Annotated in this window: 15 protein-coding genes; 6 read left to right on the forward strand and 9 right to left on the reverse strand. The window is 62.7% G+C overall.

Annotation, left to right across the window (positions count from 1 at the left end):
• Positions 1-21 precede the first annotated feature (21 nt).
• Genes ydiJ through hglS form a run of 4 tightly spaced genes read right to left on the reverse strand, consistent with a single transcriptional unit; the run spans position 22 to position 7,306 of the window.
• A complete protein-coding gene (gene ydiJ, locus AB4Z25_RS17080; RefSeq protein ID WP_442208639.1) occupies positions 22-3,051 on the reverse strand; it encodes a D-2-hydroxyglutarate dehydrogenase YdiJ in 3,030 nt (1,009 codons plus the stop codon).
• Between the two features lie 33 nt (positions 3,052-3,084).
• Positions 3,085-4,320 (reverse strand): pyridoxal phosphate-dependent aminotransferase, encoded by a 1,236-nt coding sequence (locus tag AB4Z25_RS17085; RefSeq protein ID WP_442208640.1) that lies wholly within the window; start codon positions 4,318-4,320, stop codon positions 3,085-3,087.
• Between the two features lie 12 nt (positions 4,321-4,332).
• Complete coding sequence (gene amaB / locus AB4Z25_RS17090) at positions 4,333-5,865, reverse strand: L-piperidine-6-carboxylate dehydrogenase (RefSeq protein ID WP_442208641.1); 1,533 nt, start codon at positions 5,863-5,865, stop codon at positions 4,333-4,335.
• Positions 5,866-5,911: 46 nt separating this feature from the next.
• Positions 5,912-7,306, reverse strand: coding sequence for a 2-oxoadipate dioxygenase/decarboxylase HglS (gene hglS, locus AB4Z25_RS17095; protein WP_442208642.1), 1,395 nt, complete (start codon positions 7,304-7,306; stop codon positions 5,912-5,914).
• Positions 7,307-7,418: 112 nt separating this feature from the next.
• On the opposite strand from hglS, the gene AB4Z25_RS17100 reads away from it, so the two are divergent.
• Positions 7,419-8,318, forward strand: a complete 900-nt coding sequence (locus tag AB4Z25_RS17100) for a LysR family transcriptional regulator (RefSeq protein WP_442208643.1) — start codon at positions 7,419-7,421, stop codon at positions 8,316-8,318.
• Between the two features lie 9 nt (positions 8,319-8,327).
• On the opposite strand, the gene ssuD is transcribed toward AB4Z25_RS17100, so the two are convergent.
• The 5 genes from ssuD to AB4Z25_RS17125 form a co-directional block, all read right to left on the reverse strand.
• On the reverse strand, positions 8,328-9,479 hold the full coding sequence (ssuD, locus tag AB4Z25_RS17105) for an FMNH2-dependent alkanesulfonate monooxygenase (protein ID WP_442208644.1): 1,152 nt from the start codon (positions 9,477-9,479) through the stop codon (positions 8,328-8,330).
• Between the two features lie 16 nt (positions 9,480-9,495).
• The gene (locus AB4Z25_RS17110) at positions 9,496-10,338 is read right to left on the reverse strand and encodes an ABC transporter permease subunit (protein ID WP_112388540.1); all 843 of its coding nucleotides are present in this window, start codon (positions 10,336-10,338) and stop codon (positions 9,496-9,498) included.
• A 44-nt stretch (positions 10,339-10,382) separates the two neighbouring features.
• Entirely contained in the window at positions 10,383-11,171 is a 789-nt protein-coding gene (locus AB4Z25_RS17115) for a taurine ABC transporter ATP-binding protein (RefSeq protein ID WP_442208645.1), read from the reverse strand.
• A 64-nt stretch (positions 11,172-11,235) separates the two neighbouring features.
• Positions 11,236-12,243 (reverse strand): taurine ABC transporter substrate-binding protein, encoded by a 1,008-nt coding sequence (gene tauA, locus AB4Z25_RS17120; RefSeq protein WP_112514663.1) that lies wholly within the window; start codon positions 12,241-12,243, stop codon positions 11,236-11,238.
• Between the two features lie 261 nt (positions 12,244-12,504).
• Entirely contained in the window at positions 12,505-13,521 is a 1,017-nt protein-coding gene (locus AB4Z25_RS17125) for a LacI family DNA-binding transcriptional regulator (protein ID WP_112388537.1), read from the reverse strand.
• Positions 13,522-13,793: 272 nt separating this feature from the next.
• Here AB4Z25_RS17125 and AB4Z25_RS17130 point away from each other — a divergent pair, with 272 nt between their 5' ends.
• From AB4Z25_RS17130 to AB4Z25_RS17150, 5 genes are all read left to right on the forward strand, one after another.
• The gene (locus AB4Z25_RS17130) at positions 13,794-14,840 is read left to right on the forward strand and encodes an ABC transporter substrate-binding protein (RefSeq protein ID WP_112514665.1); all 1,047 of its coding nucleotides are present in this window, start codon (positions 13,794-13,796) and stop codon (positions 14,838-14,840) included.
• A 67-nt stretch (positions 14,841-14,907) separates the two neighbouring features.
• The gene (locus AB4Z25_RS17135; RefSeq protein ID WP_310290944.1) at positions 14,908-15,726 is read left to right on the forward strand and encodes an ATP-binding cassette domain-containing protein; all 819 of its coding nucleotides are present in this window, start codon (positions 14,908-14,910) and stop codon (positions 15,724-15,726) included.
• Positions 15,723-16,982 carry a sugar ABC transporter permease gene (locus AB4Z25_RS17140; protein WP_442208646.1) on the forward strand — a complete coding sequence of 420 codons (1,260 nt, stop codon included), beginning with the start codon at positions 15,723-15,725 and terminating at the stop codon, positions 16,980-16,982. The genes AB4Z25_RS17135 and AB4Z25_RS17140 overlap by 4 nt, the downstream gene beginning before the upstream one ends.
• 26 nt (positions 16,983-17,008) lie before the next feature.
• On the forward strand, positions 17,009-17,737 hold the full coding sequence (locus AB4Z25_RS17145; RefSeq protein WP_442208647.1) for an SDR family oxidoreductase: 729 nt from the start codon (positions 17,009-17,011) through the stop codon (positions 17,735-17,737).
• Between the two features lie 55 nt (positions 17,738-17,792).
• Positions 17,793-19,427 (forward strand): FGGY-family carbohydrate kinase, encoded by a 1,635-nt coding sequence (locus AB4Z25_RS17150; RefSeq protein ID WP_442208648.1) that lies wholly within the window; start codon positions 17,793-17,795, stop codon positions 19,425-19,427.
• Positions 19,428-19,517: the final 90 nt, after the last annotated feature.

Below are 19,517 nucleotides of genomic sequence, written 5' to 3' on the forward strand. Positions count from 1 at the left end.
GCGATTGCGGCCTTTTGCCGTTCAGCCGGTGAGAGCGTCGATAATCGCCAGCGGATGGGGGATCGACTTGCTGTCGATGGCCTTGACCTGAGACCGGCAGGAATATCCAGTCGCCATCTTCACCGTTTCGGAAGACGTGCCGGCAATGTGACTGCTCCAGCTCATCGCATAGAGCGCTTCGGAGGTGGCACGGTTGTGGACCTCGTGGCCGAATGTGCCGGCCATGCCGCAGCAGCCGGTGCTGGCAATTTCAAGGGGGATACCCAGCGCCTTGAAGACAGTCTTCCATTGAGCCGTCGCCGACGGTGCATTGCTGCGCTCGGTGCAGTGGGGGAGAAGGCTGTAAGACGATGATGCCGATTGTTGGGGTTGGGCGGAGAGCGTGTCGAGATTGGCCGCGAGCCATTCCTGCGGCAGGAGCACCGGCGCCTCTGTGCCGCTGCCCCATAATCCCTTGTATTCGCTGCGATAGACGAGCGTCATCGACGGATCGAGGCCCACCAGTGTGGCGCCGGCGCCAGCGAGGCCTTGAAGGTAACGGGCGGTCTTTGTTGCACTCGTCTCGAAGCGGCCGAGATATCCGTGGACATGCATCGCCTTGCCGTTCTGCTTGGCTTCGGCGAGATAGGGGATCAGCCCCATTTTTCGCGCCAAACTGATTGCCGAAAGCGCAACGCCCGGATCGAAATGGGCCGTGAATGCGTCGGCGACGAAGACCACGGCGCGCTTCTTCTCCTGCTCCGGCAGGCCTTCGATCAGCTCTTGCGTAGCAACGGCTACGCCGAGCCTGCGGGCTTCGGCTTTGAGCGACCGGGGCGGCAGCAGCGGCAGCGCCGTCAAACCGGAAAGCCGCATCACGCGTCTGCCTGCTTCGGTGCCTGCCATCAGATTGTAGAGCGGCCGCGCCCGAGCCATCCAGGGCAGTGACGTCTCGATCGCGGCCACGAGTAGGTCCTTCAGCGGGCGCGCATACCTGCTGTAGTAAAGCTCGAGGAATTTCGAGCGGAAGGCCGGCACGCTGACCTTGACTGGACACTGCCCGGTGCAGGCCTTGCAGGCGAGGCAGGTATCCATGGCTTCGCGGACTTCGTGTGAAAAGTCGCCGCGGTTGCGCGGATCGAACGAGTTGAAGAGCCGCCTCGGCAGGGCTGCGAGCGAACTGCCGCGGCGCAGCCGCTTTGCCTCGGCGCGTGGGTCGATACCCTTGTCCGCCAGCAGCCTCAGCCACTCGCGCATCAGCGCCGCCCGGCCTTTCGGCGAAAAACGCCGGTCACGCGTTGCCTTGTAGGAGGGGCACATCGGGCTCGTTTCGTCGAAATCGAAACAGGCGCCGTTCCCGTTGCAATAGGCGGCATTGTCGAAGGCGGCTCTGATCTCGTTGCCAATGGCACGATCGACGCCTCCGCGCAGGGGCACGCCGTCGATCTTCAGGAGGGGCTCGACTGACGGCGCAGCGATCTTGCCGGGGTTCAGCTTGTTCTGAGGATCGAAGGCCCGCTTGATCTCCTGCAGGCAGGGATAGAGATCGCCGAAGAATTCGGGAACATATTCCGAGCGCACGCCCTTGCCGTGCTCGCCCCAGAGGACGCCGCCATATTTCTTCGTCAGGGCGACGACGGCATCGCTGATCTCCCGGACGAGGGGGATGTGATCATCGCGTGTGAGGTCGAGCGCTGGGCGTACATGCAGAACGCCCGCATCGACATGGCCGAACATCCCGTAGGACAGCCCGGCGCTATCAAGCAGCGCGCGAAATTCGCGGATATAGGCGGCCAGATTCTCCGGCGGAACGGCGGTGTCTTCGACGAACGGGACTGGGCGCACCGGACCGTCGACATTGCCAAGCAGGCCGACGGCGCGTTTGCGCATCGTCCAGATTGCCTCGATGTCGCGATGCTGGCGTGCGATCGTGTGGCCGAGGCGATCCGGGTTGTCGTTATCAAGCGCGGCCGTCACCTCGCCAAGCTTCCGCTCCAATTCGGTTTCGTCATCCGCTAGGATCTCGACGATGTTGATGCCGTTCGCACTGGAGGCCGCGTCATCGGGAAAGAACTGGCCGATGTCGTTCCAGACGATGTCCGTCTTGGCAAGCCCGAGCACCTTTTCGTCGACGGTCTCGACGGACGCGACCTTCAGTGCCGTCAGCGTCCGGGCATCTTCCAGCGCCGCGTTAAAATCGTTGTAGCGGATGTTGATCAATGCGGTATGGGCGGGGAGCGGCAGAAGATTGAGCTCCGCCTCTGCGATCATCGCCAGCGTGCCTTCGGCCCCACAGAGGATGGCATTGAGATCGAAACGCCCGTCCGGCTGGCGGATATGGGCCAGATCGTAGCCGGTCATGTAGCGGTTGAGCTTCGGAAAGACCGCTTCGATCCGCTCACGCTTTTCCCGCGCGATGCCATCGACGGTCCGGTGGATCTCGCCGATCCTGTCCTGGCGTCGAAGAATCTCAGCAAGGCCCGTTTCGCTGAGCGCGCGCGACCACCATTCGGAACCGTCGGCCAGCACGATGCGCAGGCCGACAACGTGGTTGGAGGTCTTGCCATAGAGGCAGGAGCCCTGTCCGCAGGCATCGGTGGAAACCATGCCGCCGATCGTTGCGCGGTTAGAGGTCGACAGTTCCGGAGCGAAGAACAGGCCGTAAGGCTTCAGGGCGCGGTTCAGCTGATCCTTGACGACTCCGGACTGGACGCGTGCCACGCGTCTGATCGCGTCGATCTCCAGGATCTTGTTCATGTGCCGTGAGCAATCGACCACGAGGCCCGAGGTAAGCGACTGACCATTGGTGCCGGTGCCGCCGCCGCGCGGGGTGATGGTCATGCCGCTGAAAGCCGGCTCGCTAAGCACCTTCGCGAGGATCTTCAGATCATCAGCACCCCTCGGAAACAGGATGCCCGCCGGTTCCAGCTGGTAGATCGAATTGTCGGTCGCATAGACGGTGCGGGCGCCCGCACGGCTCTCGGCATCACCATTGAAACCGGCCTCGACGAGACGCTCGAAGAAGCCGGCTGGAGATGCGGGAGCAAGGTGCGATGTGAGGCGCGGGATCATGCGTGCCGGTCCAAGGTCGCTAGACCGCTTCCATCAGGGCTTCAAAGCCGCGCATGCCCGTTCGATGCGGTCGAGTGCCTCGGCAAGCTCGGCTTCCGATGTCGCATAGGAAATCCGGAAGAACGGCGACAGACCGAAAGCCGAACCCGGGACGACTGCGACATGCGCATCCTCGAGGAGGTAGTCGGTGAAGTCGTGATCGGCTTCGATCCGCTTGCCTTTCGGCGTCGTCCTGCCGAGGATGCCTGCACATCCCGAGAAGGTGTAGAAGGCGCCTTCCGGTGTGCGGCATTCCAGGCCATCGATCGTGTTCAGCCGGCCGACGACCAGATCGCGGCGGCGCTGGAAGCTTTCCTGGCGTTCTTTCAGAAATGTCTGCGGGCCGTTCAGGGCCTCGACGGCGGCTGCCTGGCTGACTGAGCTCGGGCAGGAGGTCGCCTGGCTCTGGATCACGGCCATGGCCTTGATCAGCGGCTTGGGCCCGCCGGCATAGCCGATGCGCCAACCGGTCATGGCATAGGCTTTCGACACGCCGTTGATCGTCAGCGTGCGTTCCTTGAGGCGCGGCTCAAGGGCGACGGGCGTGACGAAGTCGAAACCGTCATAGACGATGTGTTCGTACATGTCGTCGACCATCAGCCAGACATGCGAATGGCGCAACAGAACGTCGATCAGCGGCCGATAGTCGGCTGCGGCATAGGCCGCGCCCGATGGGTTCGAGGGTGAGTTCAGCAGCACCCAGCGGGTCTTCGGCGTGATCGCCGCTTTCAGCTGCGCTGCCTGAAGGCGGAATCCGGCCGCCGCATCGCAGGGAACCAGAACCGGCACGCCGCCGCAGACTTCGACGATATCCGAATACGAGGTCCAGTAGGGCGTCGGGATGATGACCTCGTCGCCGGGATCGAGTGTCGCCATGAAGGCATTGAAGAGAATCTGCTTGGCGCCGGTGGCCACCGTTACTTCGTCGACGGTGTAATCGACGCCGTTTTCGCGGCGAAATTTTTCGACGACGGCCTTTTTCAAGGCCGGCGTGCCGTCGAGCGCGGTGTATTTCGTATCGCCTGCATCGATTGCGGCCTTGGCCGCCTGCTTGACGTTATCTGGCGTGTCGAAATCCGGCTCGCCGGCGCCGAGAATGATGACCGGCAGGCCGTCGCGCTTCATCGCCGCCGCCTTGGCGCCGATCTGCAGGATCTTCGAAACGCCAACGGTGGCGATGCGCGAGGCCGGGCGGAACCCAGCCTCCTTGATCTCGGTGGTGACGGTCATTTTCTCAGAGCCCTATTCGATGTCGAAGGAGACGCCCTGTGCCAGCGGCAGGGCCTTCGAGTAGTTCACCGTGTTGGTGGCGCGGCGCATATAAGCTCTCCAGGCATCTGAACCGGACTCGCGCCCACCGCCGGTTTCCTTCTCGCCGCCGAACGCGCCGCCGATTTCCGCACCCGATGTGCCGATGTTGACATTGGCGATGCCGCAATCGGAGCCTTCGACCGAAAGGAAACGCTCTGCCTCGCGCATGTCAAGCGTGAAGATCGACGAGGAGAGGCCGGCGCCGACAGCGTTGTGATCAGCGATGACGGCGTCGAGATCGCTGTATTTCATCACATAAAGGATCGGCGCGAAGGTTTCCTCGAGGACCGGTCCCTCATGCTCCGGCATTTCGACCAGCGCCGGCTTCACGTAGTAGGCGTTCTCGCTGCCGGTATCGACCCGCTGTCCGCCATGAACAGCGCCACCATGCTTGGCAGCTTCGCCGAGGGCCTTCTGCATGCCGTCGAAGGCTGCCTTATCCACCAGCGGGCCGACAAGGGCTGCGCCATCCAGCGGGTTGCCGACCGAGACGCTCGCATAGGCCTTCTTGAGGCGCGGCACGAGCTGATCGTAGACGCTGTCGTGAACGAAGAGGCGGCGCAGTGTGGTGCAGCGCTGACCGGCTGTGCCCATGGCGCCGAAGGCAATGGCGCGCAGCGCCATGTCGAGATCGGCCGACGGGCAGACGATGCCGCCATTGTTGCCGCCGAGTTCGAGGATGGAGCGCGCGAAGCGCTTGGCAAGGCGCGGCCCAACTTCGCGGCCCATGCGGGTCGAGCCGGTTGCGGAGACGAGAGCGACCTTCGAATGGTCGACCAGCGCTTCGCCGATCGTGCGGTCGCCGATCAGCACCTGCGACAGGTCTTCAGGCGCATCGCCGAAGCGCTTCAGGGCGCGTTCAAGGATCGCCTGCGATGCCAGCGCCGTCAGCGGCGTCTTTTCGGACGGCTTCCAGACGATGCTGTTGCCGCAGACGAGCGCCAGCGCCGCATTCCAGGCCCAGACGGCGACCGGGAAGTTGAAGGCGGAGATGATGCCGATAACGCCGAGCGGATGCCAGGTTTCCATCATCCGGTGGCCGGGACGCTCGGTAGCGATGGTGAGACCATAGAGCTGACGGGAAAGGCCGACGGCGAAATCGCAGATGTCGATCATTTCCTGCACTTCGCCGAGACCTTCGGACGGGATCTTGCCGGCTTCGATCGAGACCAGACGGCCGAGATCGGCCTTGGCTGCGCGCAGCTCCTCACCAAGCAGACGAACGAGTTCCCCACGCTTCGGCGCCGGAACGAGACGCCACTTCTGGAATGCCACATGGGCGCGGTCGATGGCCTCGACGGCCTTCGCCGGTGAGACTGTTTTCAGCTGGCCGGTGCGCTCGCCGGTGACGGGCGAGAAGGCGTCCATGTCGCCGCCTGTGTAGGCGGACTTGGCGACACCCAGGCGATCGAGGATGGTCACGGCTTCTTCGGCGACGGACACGGATTTGACGGCGATATTCATGTGATGGAACTCCAGTTCGGAAACGTCTCGGATCGATGGCCGGAATTTACTCGGCGGCCGGGCGTCTGGTCAGTGCATTGAGGCAGGCGTCGAGGGACGACTGTTCGATGCCTGCGTAATGGTCGAATTCGTTGAGCACCTTGGCGCCGAGATCGGTTTCAAAGCGCTGCTGGTTCGGGCTCGCCACGAAGTCCTGCTGTGCACCATCGCCGAGGTTCGACTGGAAGATGCCGGCGGCGCTGACGGGCAGGAAGTCCTCATAGACGATCGGATCGAACTGGATCAGGCCGTCGGCGATGAGTGCATCGACATCGGAACCAGCAGGGATGGATGTCTTGCTTCCCTTTTCGGTCAGCGAATAGCTGAAATAGCCGAGACCTTCGGCGCGGATCGTCTTCCAGTCATCCGGGAACGCCTGGAAGGTTTCGATCAGTGCTGCCTCGTAGGCCTTGGCGTTCGATCCGTCGGCTGCCGGGCGAACCACCTTGCGGGAGGCGTCGAGAAGCGTGTCGTAGAGACCGCGGCCCTTCGGCGTCAGCGCGATGCCGCGCTGTTCGATCTCGCCGAAGCGGGCCGTATGCGATCCGGTCTGCCAGCCGCCTTTGCCGTCTTCGAAGGCGACCGCTTCCTCCAATGCCTTGAACGATGTCTGGCGCAGCAGGATCGCGCATTTACGGGTCGGCGGACCTTCGACGATAGCCTTGGGCGCGATGTCGTAGTCAGGCATCAGTGCCTGGACACGGTCGATATCGAGCGTGCGCGGCGTCAGGTGGTTGATATGCGGTCCCTTGAAAGAGACGACATCGGCAATAAGCCGGTGTGCGTCGTGCAGGCGGTGATACATCTCGCCATCGACGATCGCCTTGTCGTGCCAGCGGAAGGTTTCGAGCACTTCGGCGACGAAGCGATCGGCATCGTCCTTCGACAGGCCGCCGTCTTTTTCGGCCTTATCTGTCAGTTCGACCGCGCCCGCCGTGAAGATCCGGCGCGTTTCGAGGATGCGGGCGGCGTCTTTTCGCAGTTCCTGATCGGCGATCAGATCGAGGCGCAGCAGCGAGGTGAAAACGCGGAACGGATTGCGCTTCAGCGCTTCATCGCCGACCGGGCGGAAGGCGGTGGAGTGAACCGGAACGCCCGCGGTCGACAGATCGTAATAGCCGACCGGATACATGCCCATGACGGCGAAGACGCGCCGCATCATCGCCAGTTCGCCGGCAGTGCCGAGACGGATGGCGCCGTGGCGCTCTTCGGAAATGCGCTCGAGATTGTCGGTCGCTTCCAGGCGTGCCTTGAGATCGGGCTCGTTCGCGAGCGCCTCTGCATTGACGCGGGCAACGAGGTCCATCAGCGTGCCATAGGCCGGCACTTCGTTGCGATACATGGCCGACATGGCGGCGGAAAAGGCTGACCGGATGTCGCTCGATGTGACGTGTTTTGTCATGTGCGTGGCCCTAAATGGATTTGTCACTTGATGCTGAAAGTGGGATATACTCCTCCCATTGATGTCAATGTTGTGACTTATGCGTTTAACTTGATGCGGAAATGGAATAGCCATGCGCCGAAGCCTCGTTCCTGACATCGTCACGCTGCAGGCCTTCGAATGCGCCGCGCGGCACGAGAATTTCTCGCGCGCGGCCGAAGAGCTCAGCCTGACGCAAAGCGCCATCAGCCGGCAGATCGCCGATCTGGAGCAGCAGACCGGATTGAAGCTTTTCGAGCGCGTCCGCCAAAGGGTCATCCTCTCGGAGGCCGGGCAGCGGTTTCTTCCAGAGGTGAGGGACCTGCTGTTGCGCTCCGAGCGGCTGATGATCGAAGCGGCGGCGGCCGGGCGGATGCGCGCGTCGTTGAAGATCGCGACGCTTCCGACCTTCGGCGCCAGATGGCTGGTGCCACGCCTTGGGCGGTTTCTCGCCGATCATCAGGATGTGGCGCTGACCATCGAATCGCGCTCGAAGCCCTTCAGTTTCAGCGAGGACAGTTTCGATCTCGCCATCCATTTCGGCCAGCCGGTCTGGGCAGGCGGCGTCCCCACCTTCCTGTGCCATGAAACGGTGTTGCCGGTGGCGAGCCGGAGCCTTGCCGGACAATTGAAGATCAGCGCGGCGAAAGACCTGTCGCAAGCGCCATTGTTGCATCTGACTACCAGGCCGAAGCTCTGGGCAGACTGGTTTCAGATGCAGCAGGCGTCGGTCGAGAATGCCTATCTCGGCCTTCGTCTCGACCAGTTCTCGATGATCGTCACGGCTGTGGCGGCAGGCCTCGGCGTCGCGCTTCTGCCGACCTACCTGATCGAGGACGAGCTCAAGTCGGGAGCGCTCGTCACGCTGCTCGACATCACCATGCCGACGGAGAACGCCTATTACGTCGTGCGACCGGAAAACAAGCAAAGCCACCCGGCCGCCGACCAGTTTCAGAACTGGCTGCTATCGGAAGTGTCGCCAACACTGTCGTGATGCCCGGTTCTATGCCGGGCGTTTGGAGCGCAGGCCGCTTTCGAACGTCTGGTTGTCTTCCCCGACGCCGTAGGACCGTTCGCCCTTGACGCCGATCAGTGGAAACAGCAGTTCGGCAACGTTGATTGCTTCCTCGAGATGCGGATAGCCGGAGCCGATGATCGTCTCGATGCCGATCTCCTGATATTCGCGCAGCCGCGCTGCAATGTTTTCCGGGCTGCCGACGAGAGCCGTGCCCGCACCGCCACGCACCAGCCCGTGGCCGGCCCAGAGGTTCGGGCCAACGACAAGCTTGTCGCGGCGCCCCTGATGCAGCGCGGACATGCGCTTCTGGCCGACGGACTGCGAGACGTTGAGGAATTCATTCTGCGCGGCGGCGACCTGTTCGTCGGTCACCCTGCTGATCAGATCGTCGGCTGCCGCCCAGGCCTTCTCCTCGGTCTCGCGAACGATGAAATGGATGCGCAGACCGAAGCGGATCTTGCGCCCTTCGGCCAGTGCCCGCTCCTTGACCCTGATGATTTTCTCGCCGAGCAGATCGGCGGGCTCTCCCCAGCTCAAGTAGACGTCTGCATGCTTGGCAGCGACGGCGATGCCTGCGTCTGACGATCCGCCGAACCAGATTGGCGGATGCGGCGTCTGGACCGGCGGGAACGACAGGCCACGACCGTGGGATGACAGATACTTGCCTTCGAAATCGGCGTCCTCACCGGATAGTATCCGTCGCCAGATCGTCAGGAACTCGTCGGTCTGTTCATAGCGTTCGCCATGGCCGAGCTTGTTGCCGTCGCCCGCCAGATCGGCCGGGTCGGCGCCGGTCACGACGTTGAACAACGCCCGGCCGCCCGAGATGCGGTCAAGCGCTGCCGCATGGCGGGCAAACATTGCAGGCGTGCCGCTACCCGGGCGAAGCGCGACCAGAAAGCGCAGGCGCTCGGTCAGCGGTACCAGCGCGGCAGCGGTGATCCAGGCATCCTCGCAATAGGTGCCGGTCGGTAGCAGCACGCCCTCGAAGCCGAGCCGGTCTGCGGCCTGGGCGATATCGCGCATGTAGCCGAAGGTCGGCGGGCGGTGGCGTTCCTCGCTTCCGAGATACGGGCCGTCGCCATGCGTCGGCAGGTACCAGAACATCTTCAGCGGCGGGTTTGCATTCTTGTTCATAGCGATCGGTCCGATGTCAGAGTTTGCCCTTCCAGGGCACAAGCTGCTTTTCGAGAAAGCGCATTGCGGCCGTGAAGGCGAAGGCGAAGATGGCGATGACGATCAGGCCGACGAAGACGACATCCGTCGCCAGGAAGTTGGCAGCCGACATGATCATGTAGCCGACGCCCGACTGTGCAGCGATCAGTTCGGCCGCTACCAGCGTCGACAGCGTGGCGCCGATCGCGATGCGCAGGCCGGTCAGTATTTCCGGAAGGGCCGAAGGAAGCACGATCGTCGTGAAGAGCTGGAAGGTGTTGGCACCGAGCGACTGCGCGGCATTGATGCGCTCCTGCGGTACGGAGCGGACACCGGCCTGTGCGGCGTAACAGATCGGAGCGAAGGCTGAGAGGCTGAGGAGCAGGATCTTCGAGGACTCGCCGATGCCGAGCCAGATGATCAGCAGCGGCAGATAGGCAAGCGGCGGCAGGCCCCAGTAGATGTCGATCGGAACGCTGAGCACGCCCTTGGCCCAGCGGTTGAGCCCCATGATCAGGCCGATCGGGACGCCGAGGACAATACCGAAGGCGAGCGACACGCTGATACGGCCAAGGCTGGCCAGAATGTGTTCCGTCAGCGTGCCGTTCGCATAGCCATCAGAGGCGATCGCCTGAAACTGCACGAGGACTTCGCTTGGGGATGGCAGGAAGAGCGGCGAGGCGAGATGATAGCGGGTGGCGATCACCCAGCCGAGAACGAGCGCCAACAAGGTGCCGGCGCTGATGGCGAATGTGCCGGTCGCGGGAGTGCGGCTGCGCGGTTTGCGCGGCGAGGCGACTTCGCCTTCTATTGCCGTCGAGTGCTCTGCCAATACGCTCATGGGGTAATTCCTTGGTGCCTGTCTTCGCTGTCATGCGCCAGCCGTTAGGCGGCGCGGCGGTCATGCGAGGGTTTGTGAATGATCGAGCGGATCTCTTCGCGGAGTGCCACGAAGCGGGGATCGGCGAGGATCGGGCCGATGTCGCCGGTTGTGGCAAACTGGCGAACGAAGCCGGCTTCATAGCGTGCCACGACGCGGCCGGGGCGCGGTGACATGACGAGAATGTGGGTTCCGAGCGTCAGGGCCTCTTCGATCGAATGGGTGATGAAGAAAACCTGCTTCCTGGTTTCCGACCACACCGAAGCCAGCAACTGCTGCATGGTTTCCCGCGTCAAGCTGTCGAGTGCGCCAAACGGTTCGTCCATCAGAAGCACCTTCGGATCGGTCGCCAGTGCCCGGGCGATGCCGACGCGCTGGCGCATGCCGCCTGAGAGCTCGTAGGGAGGCTTGGATTCGAAGTCAGAGAGGCCGACCAGCTTCAGGAGTTCGCGCGCCCGCTGATGGCGCTCGCTCTTTCCGACACCCTGATAGCGCAGTCCGAGCGCTACATTGTCGAGAACGCTCGACCAGGGAAGCAGGGTGTCCTTCTGGAACACCACGCCGCGGTCGCCACCTGGGCGTGACACGGGCGTCCCATCGATCAGGATCTCGCCTTCCGTCAGCGGCTGGAAGCCGGCAATGGCGTTCAGCAGGGTGGATTTTCCGCAGCCGGATGCGCCAAGCGCGACAACGATGGAATCCTGCGGGATATTGAAGGAGACGTTGTCGAGCGCATGGACGGAGGTTCCGTCGGCTGCGTCGAACTTCACGGTCGCGTTTCTGACTTCGAGCATGGGGAGAGTCCTGACAAGGAGATATGGCGGCCCATCGGGCCGCCATTTGTGTCTGAGGATGATCTCAGTTCGAAGCGAGAGCCGCTGCCGCGAACTGCGGATCCACGAAGCCGGCGTAGCTGTCCTTCACGGCCGTGATCTTCTTCTGCTCCTTGAGGAACTGCGCGGTATCCTTCAGCGTCTTGGCGACGCTGCCCTTGTCGCCCTCACCGAGCCAGGCGGCCGTAACCTGTTCCTGGAGGGGAACGACCACGGTCGTGTTCAGCCAGCCGGCATTTTCCTCAGGCGTGCCACCCTGAAGCTTGGCAATCGCCTTGATGTTCTCGGAGGACGGACCCCAGTTTTTCGGGTTCTTTGCGAAGTCGACATAGTACTTGTCGAGCTGACCGACATATTTCGTCAGGAACTCGGGGTTCTTCTTGGCGAACTCGCCGGTGACAACGAGGGCGCTGAATACAGGCGCGCCGCGCTTGGAAACTTCACCTGAGGTCACCAGAACCTTGCCGTCCTTCTTCAGTTCGCTCAGAGCCGGATCCCAGACGAAGGCGCCGTCAATATCGCCGCGCTTCCAGGCGGCAACGATCTGCGGCTGCGGCATTGCGATAACCTGGGCATCCTTCTCGGTCAGGCCTTCCTGCTTCAGGTAGGCGAGCAGCTGATAGTGATCGGTCGAAACCGGGGCTGCGGAGAACTTCTTGCCCTTCAGATCGGCAGAGGACTTGATGTCGTTGCGTACAACCAGGGCTTCGCTGTCGCCAGCGCCAGCGGTGATGTAGATGCCCTTGACGTCGAGGTCCTTGCTGACCGAGGCAGCATAGGGGCTCGAGCCGACGTCGCCGAGCTGGACGTCGCCGGACGCGATCGCTGCGAAGATGTCGGCGCCGGAGTTGAAGCGGCGGAATTCGATGTCCCAGCCGGTCTGCTTGGCGAGTTCGCCGTTGGCGATTCCGACCAGATACGGCACGGCGCCGGTCTGATAGGCGATAACAACCTTCTTGGCTTCATCCGCGTGTGCGGCGGTCATAAAGGACGCGACCAGACCGATCGTCCCAAGCAATGTTTTGATGCGCATGTGCCACCCTCAATGTTCATCGTCGGCCACAGCGGCGACGTCCAAATCAGATTTCCACAATGTATATTTATTTTATAGATTATATTTTCTAAGTTTTCGGAGGAAGGGAGAAGACTAGTCCGCGCTGGGCAGAGGCAGGCAGCAGAGACTTACCTTGAGAGCGGCAGGGGCCTGTCCGCTCCAGCCGGAAGCCGGCGCTAGCGCTTGCAAACTCGCCTGCGGCAGAAAGCGCGGGGCGGCGTCCCCGCACGGATTGCGCCGCTACATTTGCGGAATGAGCGGCGGCACCTGAATGACGACAGGCTTGCTGACGCCCGATTCGATGACTTCGAACACCTTTTTCAGCATCTCAGGCACGTCCTGCCGCACCATCTCTATCTCGTTTCCGAGCAGCGAGACAAAGGGATCCCAGTCGAAACAGCCGAGAACGAGACTGTCGTCGTTGAGGTGCCCGGACCGCCGCACCCAGCGCATGACGCCTTCGAGCGAAATGGTCGAGTTGACGAACATGCCGCCGACATTGGCATCGCCCTTGAGCGCAAGATCGTCCAGCGCCTTCTCGGCTTTCTCCGGTGCGTAGCCGCAGGCAAGGATATGTTCCTCGGCAACGGCGAGGCCGAGATCGGAATGGGCGGCGCGAAAACCCCGGATGCGTTCGGCCGTATTGTGATCGCTGCCGCGCCCGCCGATGAAGAGCAGCGGGCCCTTCTTTCCGAGCCGCCGTTCGCAGTTCACCAGAATGCGCCGGGTCAGTTCGCGGGCGCCGGCGAAATTGTCAGAAATGATCGAGGGGGCGAGCGCCCCAGGCAGGTCGAGGTTGAGGCTGCGGACGCCGGCTGCGGCGCACATTTCGGTAATCCTGTCCGGGTCAGTGGCGCCCGTCGCGATCAGGCATTCGACTTGGTAGGAAAGCATCGTGCGGGCGGCCTCGATCTCAAGTTCGGGGTCGCGGCGGGTACAGGTGATGATCGGAAAAAGCCCGCGCGCGCGGGCCATGTCCTCGAAAAGCTCGACGATCGAGCCGAAGTAGCGGTTGTCGTATTTCGGAACGATCATGCCGATGATGTGGGACTTTTCGCGCCTCAGCAGGCTCGCCTGCATATTGAGCGCATAACCCTGTTCCTCGGCTATCTTCATGATCTTTTCGGCGAGCTGGCTGCTGATCCTGCGCTTCTTCCAATTGCCGTTGAGGACGGCGCTGACGGCGCTGGCGGATGTGCCGGCAAGCTCCGCCAGATCGTAAATCGTTGTCCTCTTGGCCTGCTTTACGTGATTCAAAATTGGTTTCTCCATTTTCGCTAACTTGACATCAAACTGAAGAAGTGGCAATTCTTGCTTCATCGATTGAGCAAGCTTGCGCAATCGATGTTACAGGCTGGCCTCGTGCCGGCGCAGGGAGGTATTTTCTAAGAATCTGCGGATAGCCCGGTCTTTGCGGGGCGCGTCGCTTGCCGTCTTGATGGCAGCGATGGGCAGTGGCGAGGAGAGGGCGGCTGCGGTGACCGGCGGCAATGCCTGGGCCTGTCTTTGAACACACCAAGGAGGAGAGAATGAAATATCGCAATTTGCTTATGGCGTCGGCGACCATCGCGATGGGATTTGCCGGTACGGCCTTTGCCCAGGAAGCCTCGACCGTCGCTTTCCTGATGCCTGACCAGGCGTCGACGCGCTACGAGCAGCACGACTTCCCAGGCTTCAAGGCCGAGATGGAAAAGCTCTGCGCCAAGTGCACGGTCGTCTATCAGAACGCCAATGCCGATGCCTCGCTGCAGCAGCAGCAGTTCAATTCGGTGATCGCCCAGGGCGCCAAGGTGATCGTGCTCGATCCGGTCGATTCCGCCGCCGCTGCCGGTCTCGTCGAGATTGCCCAGTCGCAGGGAGTCAAGGTTATCGCCTATGACCGCCCGATCCCGGACAAGCCGGCTGATTTCTACGTCTCCTTCGACAACGAGGGTATCGGCTACGCGATCGCCAAGTCGCTGGTCGAACACCTGAAGAAGGAAGGTGTGGCCGATGGCGCCGGCGTTCTCCAGATCAACGGTTCGCCGACCGACGCCGCAGCAGGCCTCATTCGTGACGGCATCCATCGCGGCCTGAAGGAATCTGCCTACAAGACGCTTGCCGAATACGACACGCCGGAATGGGCGCCGCCGAAGGCACAGGAATGGGCTGCAGGCCAGATCACCCGCTTCGGCGCCGACATCAAGGGCGTCGTCGCCGCCAATGACGGCACTGGCGGCGGCGCGATTGCCGCCTTCAAGGCCGCCGGCGTGAAGCCGGTTCCGCCGGTTACGGGCAACGATGCGACGATCGCAGCGCTGCAGCTCGTCATCTCCGGTGACCAGTACAACACGATCTCGAAGCCATCGGAAGTGGTTGCCGCGGCTGCTGCCAAGGTTGCCGTGCAGATGCTGAAGGGTGAAACGCCTGAAGCCAAGACGACGCTCTACAAGACGCCGTCCGAATTGTTTGTTCCGGCTGTCGTCACAGCCGAGAACATCAAGGCTGAAATCTTCGACAAGAAGATCCAGACGGCTGAGCAGATCTGCACCGGCGAATATGCCGACGGCTGCAAGAAGCTCGGCATCACCAACTAAATCTGCCTATATTCTCCGGCCGCGTTTATTGCGGCCGGAGGTTTCCCGGGCAAGAAGGGCTTCAGCCATGGTTACCGATAAGGGCATGCCGGAGAAGGGACAAACGATCCTCCGGTTGAGCAATGTTTCCAAGAATTTCGGCGCGGTCTCGGCGCTGACCGACATCGAACTCGAGGTCAAGGCCGGGGAGGTCGTGGCGCTGGTCGGCGATAACGGCGCGGGCAAGTCGACATTGGTGAAGGTTCTGGCCGGCGTGCATCAGCCGTCATCCGGAACGATAGAATTCTGCGGCCAGACCGTGACGCTGGACAGCCCGGGCCGAGCCCTTGAGCTCGGTATCGCAACTGTCTTCCAGGACCTGGCGCTCTGCGAAAATCTCGATGTCGTCGCCAATCTCTTCCTCGGCCACGAGCTTTCTCCGTGGAGCCTCGACGAGGTGGCAATGGAAGTCCGCGCCTGGACGCTGCTGCGCGAACTTGCAGCCCGCATCCCATCTGTGCGCGAGCCAATTGCTTCACTCTCCGGCGGCCAGCGCCAGACGGTGGCGATTGCCCGCTCGCTGCTGCTTGATCCGAAGATCATCATGCTCGACGAGCCGACTGCAGCGCTTGGCGTCGCACAGACGGCCGAGGTTCTCAACCTGATCGAGCGCGTCCGCGAACGTGGCCTCGGGGTCATCATCATCAGCCACAATATGGAAGACGTGCGCGCGGTTGCCGACCGGATCGTCGTGCTTCGTCTCGGGCGCAACAATGGCGTCTTCACGCCTGATGCTTCCAACCAGGAACTCGTCGCTTCGATCACCGGTGCGACCGAAAATTCCGTATCCCGGCGGCTCGAACGGAAGAGCAGCACAGCCCAGGAAAACAGCGGGAGCCCGGCATGAGCCAGAAACCATCCAATACACTTGCGCCGGCTGCCACACTTGATCGCAGCGACGAGCGTGTGCGCCACGACGACAGCATCGGCGCGATGATCAAGGCATTCTTCGACCGCGTGCGCTCCGGCGATCTCGGCATGCTGCCTGTCGCTGTCGGTCTGATCGTTATCTCGACGGTGTTCTCCATCCTCAACCCGATCTTCCTGGCGCCGAACAATCTCGTCAATCTGCTGTTCGACTGTGCGACGGTCGGCGTCATTTCACTCGGCATCGTCTGCGTGCTGATGCTCGGCGAAATCGACCTCTCGGTCGGCTCGATGAGCGGCCTTTCGTCGGCGATCCTCGGCGTGCTGTGGGTCAATACCGGCTGGCCGCTGCCCTTGGCGATCGTCGTTGCCATTATCGCCGGCATGGTGGTCGGCGCTCTCTATGCCGTTCTCTATAACAGGCTGGGCATGCCAAGCTTCGTTGCGACGCTGGCGGGGTTGCTCGCGCTTCTCGGCATGCAGCTCTATATCCTCGGGCCGACAGGCAGTATCAACCTGCCCTTCGCCTCGCCGCTGGTCCGCTTCGGACAGATCCTCGTCATGCCCTTCTGGCTTTCGCATCTGCTGGCGCTTCTGCCCGGTCTGGTGCTGATCGTCAACGGTATGCGCAAACGCCAGCAGCGGCAGTCGGTCAATCTCTCCCAGCAGCCCTTGGGCGCGCTGGTGATCAAGGCCGCCGTTCTGACCGCGGCTCTTGAATTCGCTGCCTACTATCTCAATCTCGGCCGCGGCGTGCCGTGGATGTTCGGCGTCTTCGTCCTGATCGCCGTCGTTCTGAATTACGCGTTGACGCGGACACAGTGGGGACGCTCGATGTTTGCCGTCGGCGGCAACCGGGAAGCGGCGCGCCGCGCCGGCATCAATGTCCGTCGCATCTATCTCAGCGCCTTCATGCTCTGCTCGACGCTGGCGACGATCGGCGGCATCCTGTCGGCCTCGCGTCTCGCCTCCTCCAGCCAGCAGGCCGGCACCGGCGACGTGAACCTCAACGCCATCGCCGCAGCCGTCATCGGCGGCACCAGCCTCTTCGGCGGACGCGGCAGCGCCTATTCGGCCCTACTCGGCATCATCGTCATCCAGGCGATTTCCAACGGGCTGACGCTTCTCAATCTCAGCTCATCGCTGCGCTACATGATAACAGGAGCCGTTCTTGCGATCGCCGTCATCGTCGATTCGCTCGCCCGCCGTTCCCGTGTCAGCCATGGACGCGCCTGATCCGCATTTTATGAAGGAGTATTTCCATGACTGAACTCATGAAGGGCAAGGTTGCCGCCATCACCGGTGCCGCGTCGGGTATCGGGCTCGAATGTGCCCGCACGCTCCATGCCGAAGGCGCAACCGTCGTGCTCGTCGATCGCGCCGCGGACAAGCTCGAGGCGCTGTGCAAGGAAATCGGCCCGCGCACACTGCCGCTCGTGGTCGATCTTCTCGACGGCAAGCAGGTCTCCGGCATGCTGCCGCGCATTCTTGAGATCGCCGGAGGGCTCGATATCTTCCATGCCAATGCCGGCGCCTATATCGGCGGTCCGGTGGCGGAAGGTGATCCCGATGCCTGGGACCGGATGCTGAACCTCAACATCAACGCGGCTTTCCGCTCGGTTCATGCCGTGCTGCCGCACATGATTGCCCAGAAGTCCGGCGACATCCTGTTCACCAGCTCGATCGCCGGTGTGGTGCCTGTGGTCTGGGAGCCGATCTACACCGCTTCTAAATTCGCCGTTCAGGCCTTCGTCCACTCCACCCGCCGCCAGGTGGCGCCGCACGGCGTTCGCGTCGGCGCCGTTTTGCCGGGGCCGGTGGTCACCGCTCTGCTCGACGACTGGCCGAAGGCGAAGCTCGACGATGCGCTTGCCAATGGCAGCTTGATGCAGCCGAAGGAAGTGGCCGATGCCGTGCTCTTCATGCTGTCGCGTCCGCGCAACGTAACGATCCGCGATCTGGTGATCTTGCCGAACAGCGTCGATCTCTGAGATTGACGACGCCGTCCCGATTGCCCCTGTTCCTGCCAGACTGAAACGAGAGACCATGAGCGACACATCTCACACGCCGCAAGCGGGTGGCAAACATGTCATCGGCGTCGATGTCGGCACCGGCAGCGCCCGCGCCGGCATTTTCGACCTCACCGGGCGGATGCTGGCATCGGCCAAGCGGGACATCACGCTGTTCCATGCGCCGGGTTCGATGGTCGAGCAATCGAGCAGCGAAATCTGGGCCGCAGTCTGCGCGGCGGTGCGCGAAGCCGTTTCCATTGCAGGTATCGATGCCGCGACCGTCGCCGGTCTCGGCTTCGATGCGACTTGTTCGCTGGTGGTGCTCGGCGAGGGCGGAAGGCCGCTGCCTGTCGGGCCGTCGGAAGATCCGGATCGCAACATCATCGTCTGGATGGATCACCGCGCCGTTCCTCAGGCGGAGCGCATCAACGCGCTCGGCCACGATGTGCTCCGCTATGTCGGCGGGCGCATTTCGCCCGAGATGGAAACGCCGAAGCTGCTCTGGCTCAAGGAAAACCGCCCGCAGGTCTTCGACGCGGCCTGGCAGTTTTTCGACCTCGCCGATTTCCTCACCTGGCGGTCGACAGGCGATATCGCGCGCTCGACCTGCACGGTCACCTGCAAATGGACCTATCTGGCGCATGAGCAGCGCTGGGATGCCGGATATTTCGAGCAGATCGGTCTTGGCGAGCTCGCCGCGGAAGGCTTTGCCCGTATCGGCCACGCGATAGTCGAGCCGGGTTCGGCGCTGGGTCAAGGCTTGATGGCTGCGGCTGCAGAGGAGCTTGGGCTACCCGCCGGGACGCCGGTTGCAGCCGGTCTCATCGATGCGCATGCTGGCGGGATCGGCACTGTCGGCATCGGCGGCGGACCGCAAACCAATCTCGCCTATGTCTTCGGCACATCCTCTTGCACCATGACATCGACATCGGAGCCTGCCTTCGTGCCGGGCGTCTGGGGTCCCTACTATTCCGCGATGGTTCCCGGGCTCTGGTTGAATGAGGGTGGCCAGAGTGCTGCGGGCGCGGCAATCGACCAGCTGCTCGCCTTTCATCCGGCTGCCGGCGAGGCGAAGGATCTTGCCAAGCGCGCCGGCATTCCGCTTCCGGTACTGCTGGCCGACATGGCCGCCGAAAAGGCGGGCAGTGCTTCCGGCGCCGTCACGCTTGCCACTGGTCTGCACGTCGTTCCGGAGTTTCTCGGAAATCGCGCGCCGTTCGCCGATCCGCATGCCCGGGCCGTCATTGCCGGTCTCGGCATGGAGCGGGATATCGATAGTCTCGTTGCTCTCTACGCCGCCGGCCTCTGCGGCATCGGCTACGGGCTGCGGCAGATCGTCGACACGCAAGCCGATGCGGGCGTCACCGTCGACAACATCGTCGTCAGCGGCGGCGCCGGCCAGCATGATTTCGTTCGCCAGCTGCTGGCCGATGCAAGTGGCAAGCCGGTCGTGGCCACGAAAGCCGGGGAACCGGTGCTGCTTGGCGCTGCCATTCTCGGTGCCGTGGCCGGTGGTCAGTTTGCAGATGTGGCGGAGGCAATGACCAGCCTCTCCTCCGTCGAGCAGACATTCGCACCGGCGGGTGGCGACATAGCCGGGCTGCATCTGAAACGCTATGACGGCTTCAAGGAGTTGCAGACGCTGTCGCGCAAACTGCGGGAGTCCTGACGTATCGGCGCGTGGGCAGCGCGCTTACGCCGAATTTTTCGGAAAAATGCCGGTGACGTGTCGGATCGTTGAAGGCATGTTCGTCCTTGG

This window comes from Rhizobium sp. RAF36, from assembly GCF_052114105.1.
GTDB lineage: Bacteria > Pseudomonadota > Alphaproteobacteria > Rhizobiales > Rhizobiaceae > Rhizobium.

What these genes read in the sequence shown, in the direction of transcription:
- AB4Z25_RS17110 (WP_112388540.1), bottom strand. Translation starts at nt 10,338, where the DNA reads ATGAGCGTATTGGCAGAGCACTCGACGGCAATAGAAGGCGAAGTCGCC.
- tauA (WP_112514663.1), bottom strand. Translation starts at nt 12,243, where the DNA reads ATGCGCATCAAAACATTGCTTGGGACGATCGGTCTGGTCGCGTCCTTT.
- AB4Z25_RS17140 (WP_442208646.1), top strand. Translation starts at nt 15,723, where the DNA reads ATGAGCCAGAAACCATCCAATACACTTGCGCCGGCTGCCACACTTGAT.
- AB4Z25_RS17100 (WP_442208643.1), top strand. Translation starts at nt 7,419, where the DNA reads ATGCGCCGAAGCCTCGTTCCTGACATCGTCACGCTGCAGGCCTTCGAA.
- amaB (WP_442208641.1), bottom strand. Translation starts at nt 5,865, where the DNA reads ATGAATATCGCCGTCAAATCCGTGTCCGTCGCCGAAGAAGCCGTGACC.
- ssuD (WP_442208644.1), bottom strand. Translation starts at nt 9,479, where the DNA reads ATGAACAAGAATGCAAACCCGCCGCTGAAGATGTTCTGGTACCTGCCG.
- AB4Z25_RS17115 (WP_442208645.1), bottom strand. Translation starts at nt 11,171, where the DNA reads ATGCTCGAAGTCAGAAACGCGACCGTGAAGTTCGACGCAGCCGACGGA.
- hglS (WP_442208642.1), bottom strand. Translation starts at nt 7,306, where the DNA reads ATGACAAAACACGTCACATCGAGCGACATCCGGTCAGCCTTTTCCGCC.
- AB4Z25_RS17145 (WP_442208647.1), top strand. Translation starts at nt 17,009, where the DNA reads ATGACTGAACTCATGAAGGGCAAGGTTGCCGCCATCACCGGTGCCGCG.
- AB4Z25_RS17085 (WP_442208640.1), bottom strand. Translation starts at nt 4,320, where the DNA reads ATGACCGTCACCACCGAGATCAAGGAGGCTGGGTTCCGCCCGGCCTCG.
- AB4Z25_RS17135 (WP_310290944.1), top strand. Translation starts at nt 14,908, where the DNA reads ATGGTTACCGATAAGGGCATGCCGGAGAAGGGACAAACGATCCTCCGG.
- AB4Z25_RS17130 (WP_112514665.1), top strand. Translation starts at nt 13,794, where the DNA reads ATGAAATATCGCAATTTGCTTATGGCGTCGGCGACCATCGCGATGGGA.
- AB4Z25_RS17150 (WP_442208648.1), top strand. Translation starts at nt 17,793, where the DNA reads ATGAGCGACACATCTCACACGCCGCAAGCGGGTGGCAAACATGTCATC.
- ydiJ (WP_442208639.1), bottom strand. Translation starts at nt 3,051, where the DNA reads ATGATCCCGCGCCTCACATCGCACCTTGCTCCCGCATCTCCAGCCGGC.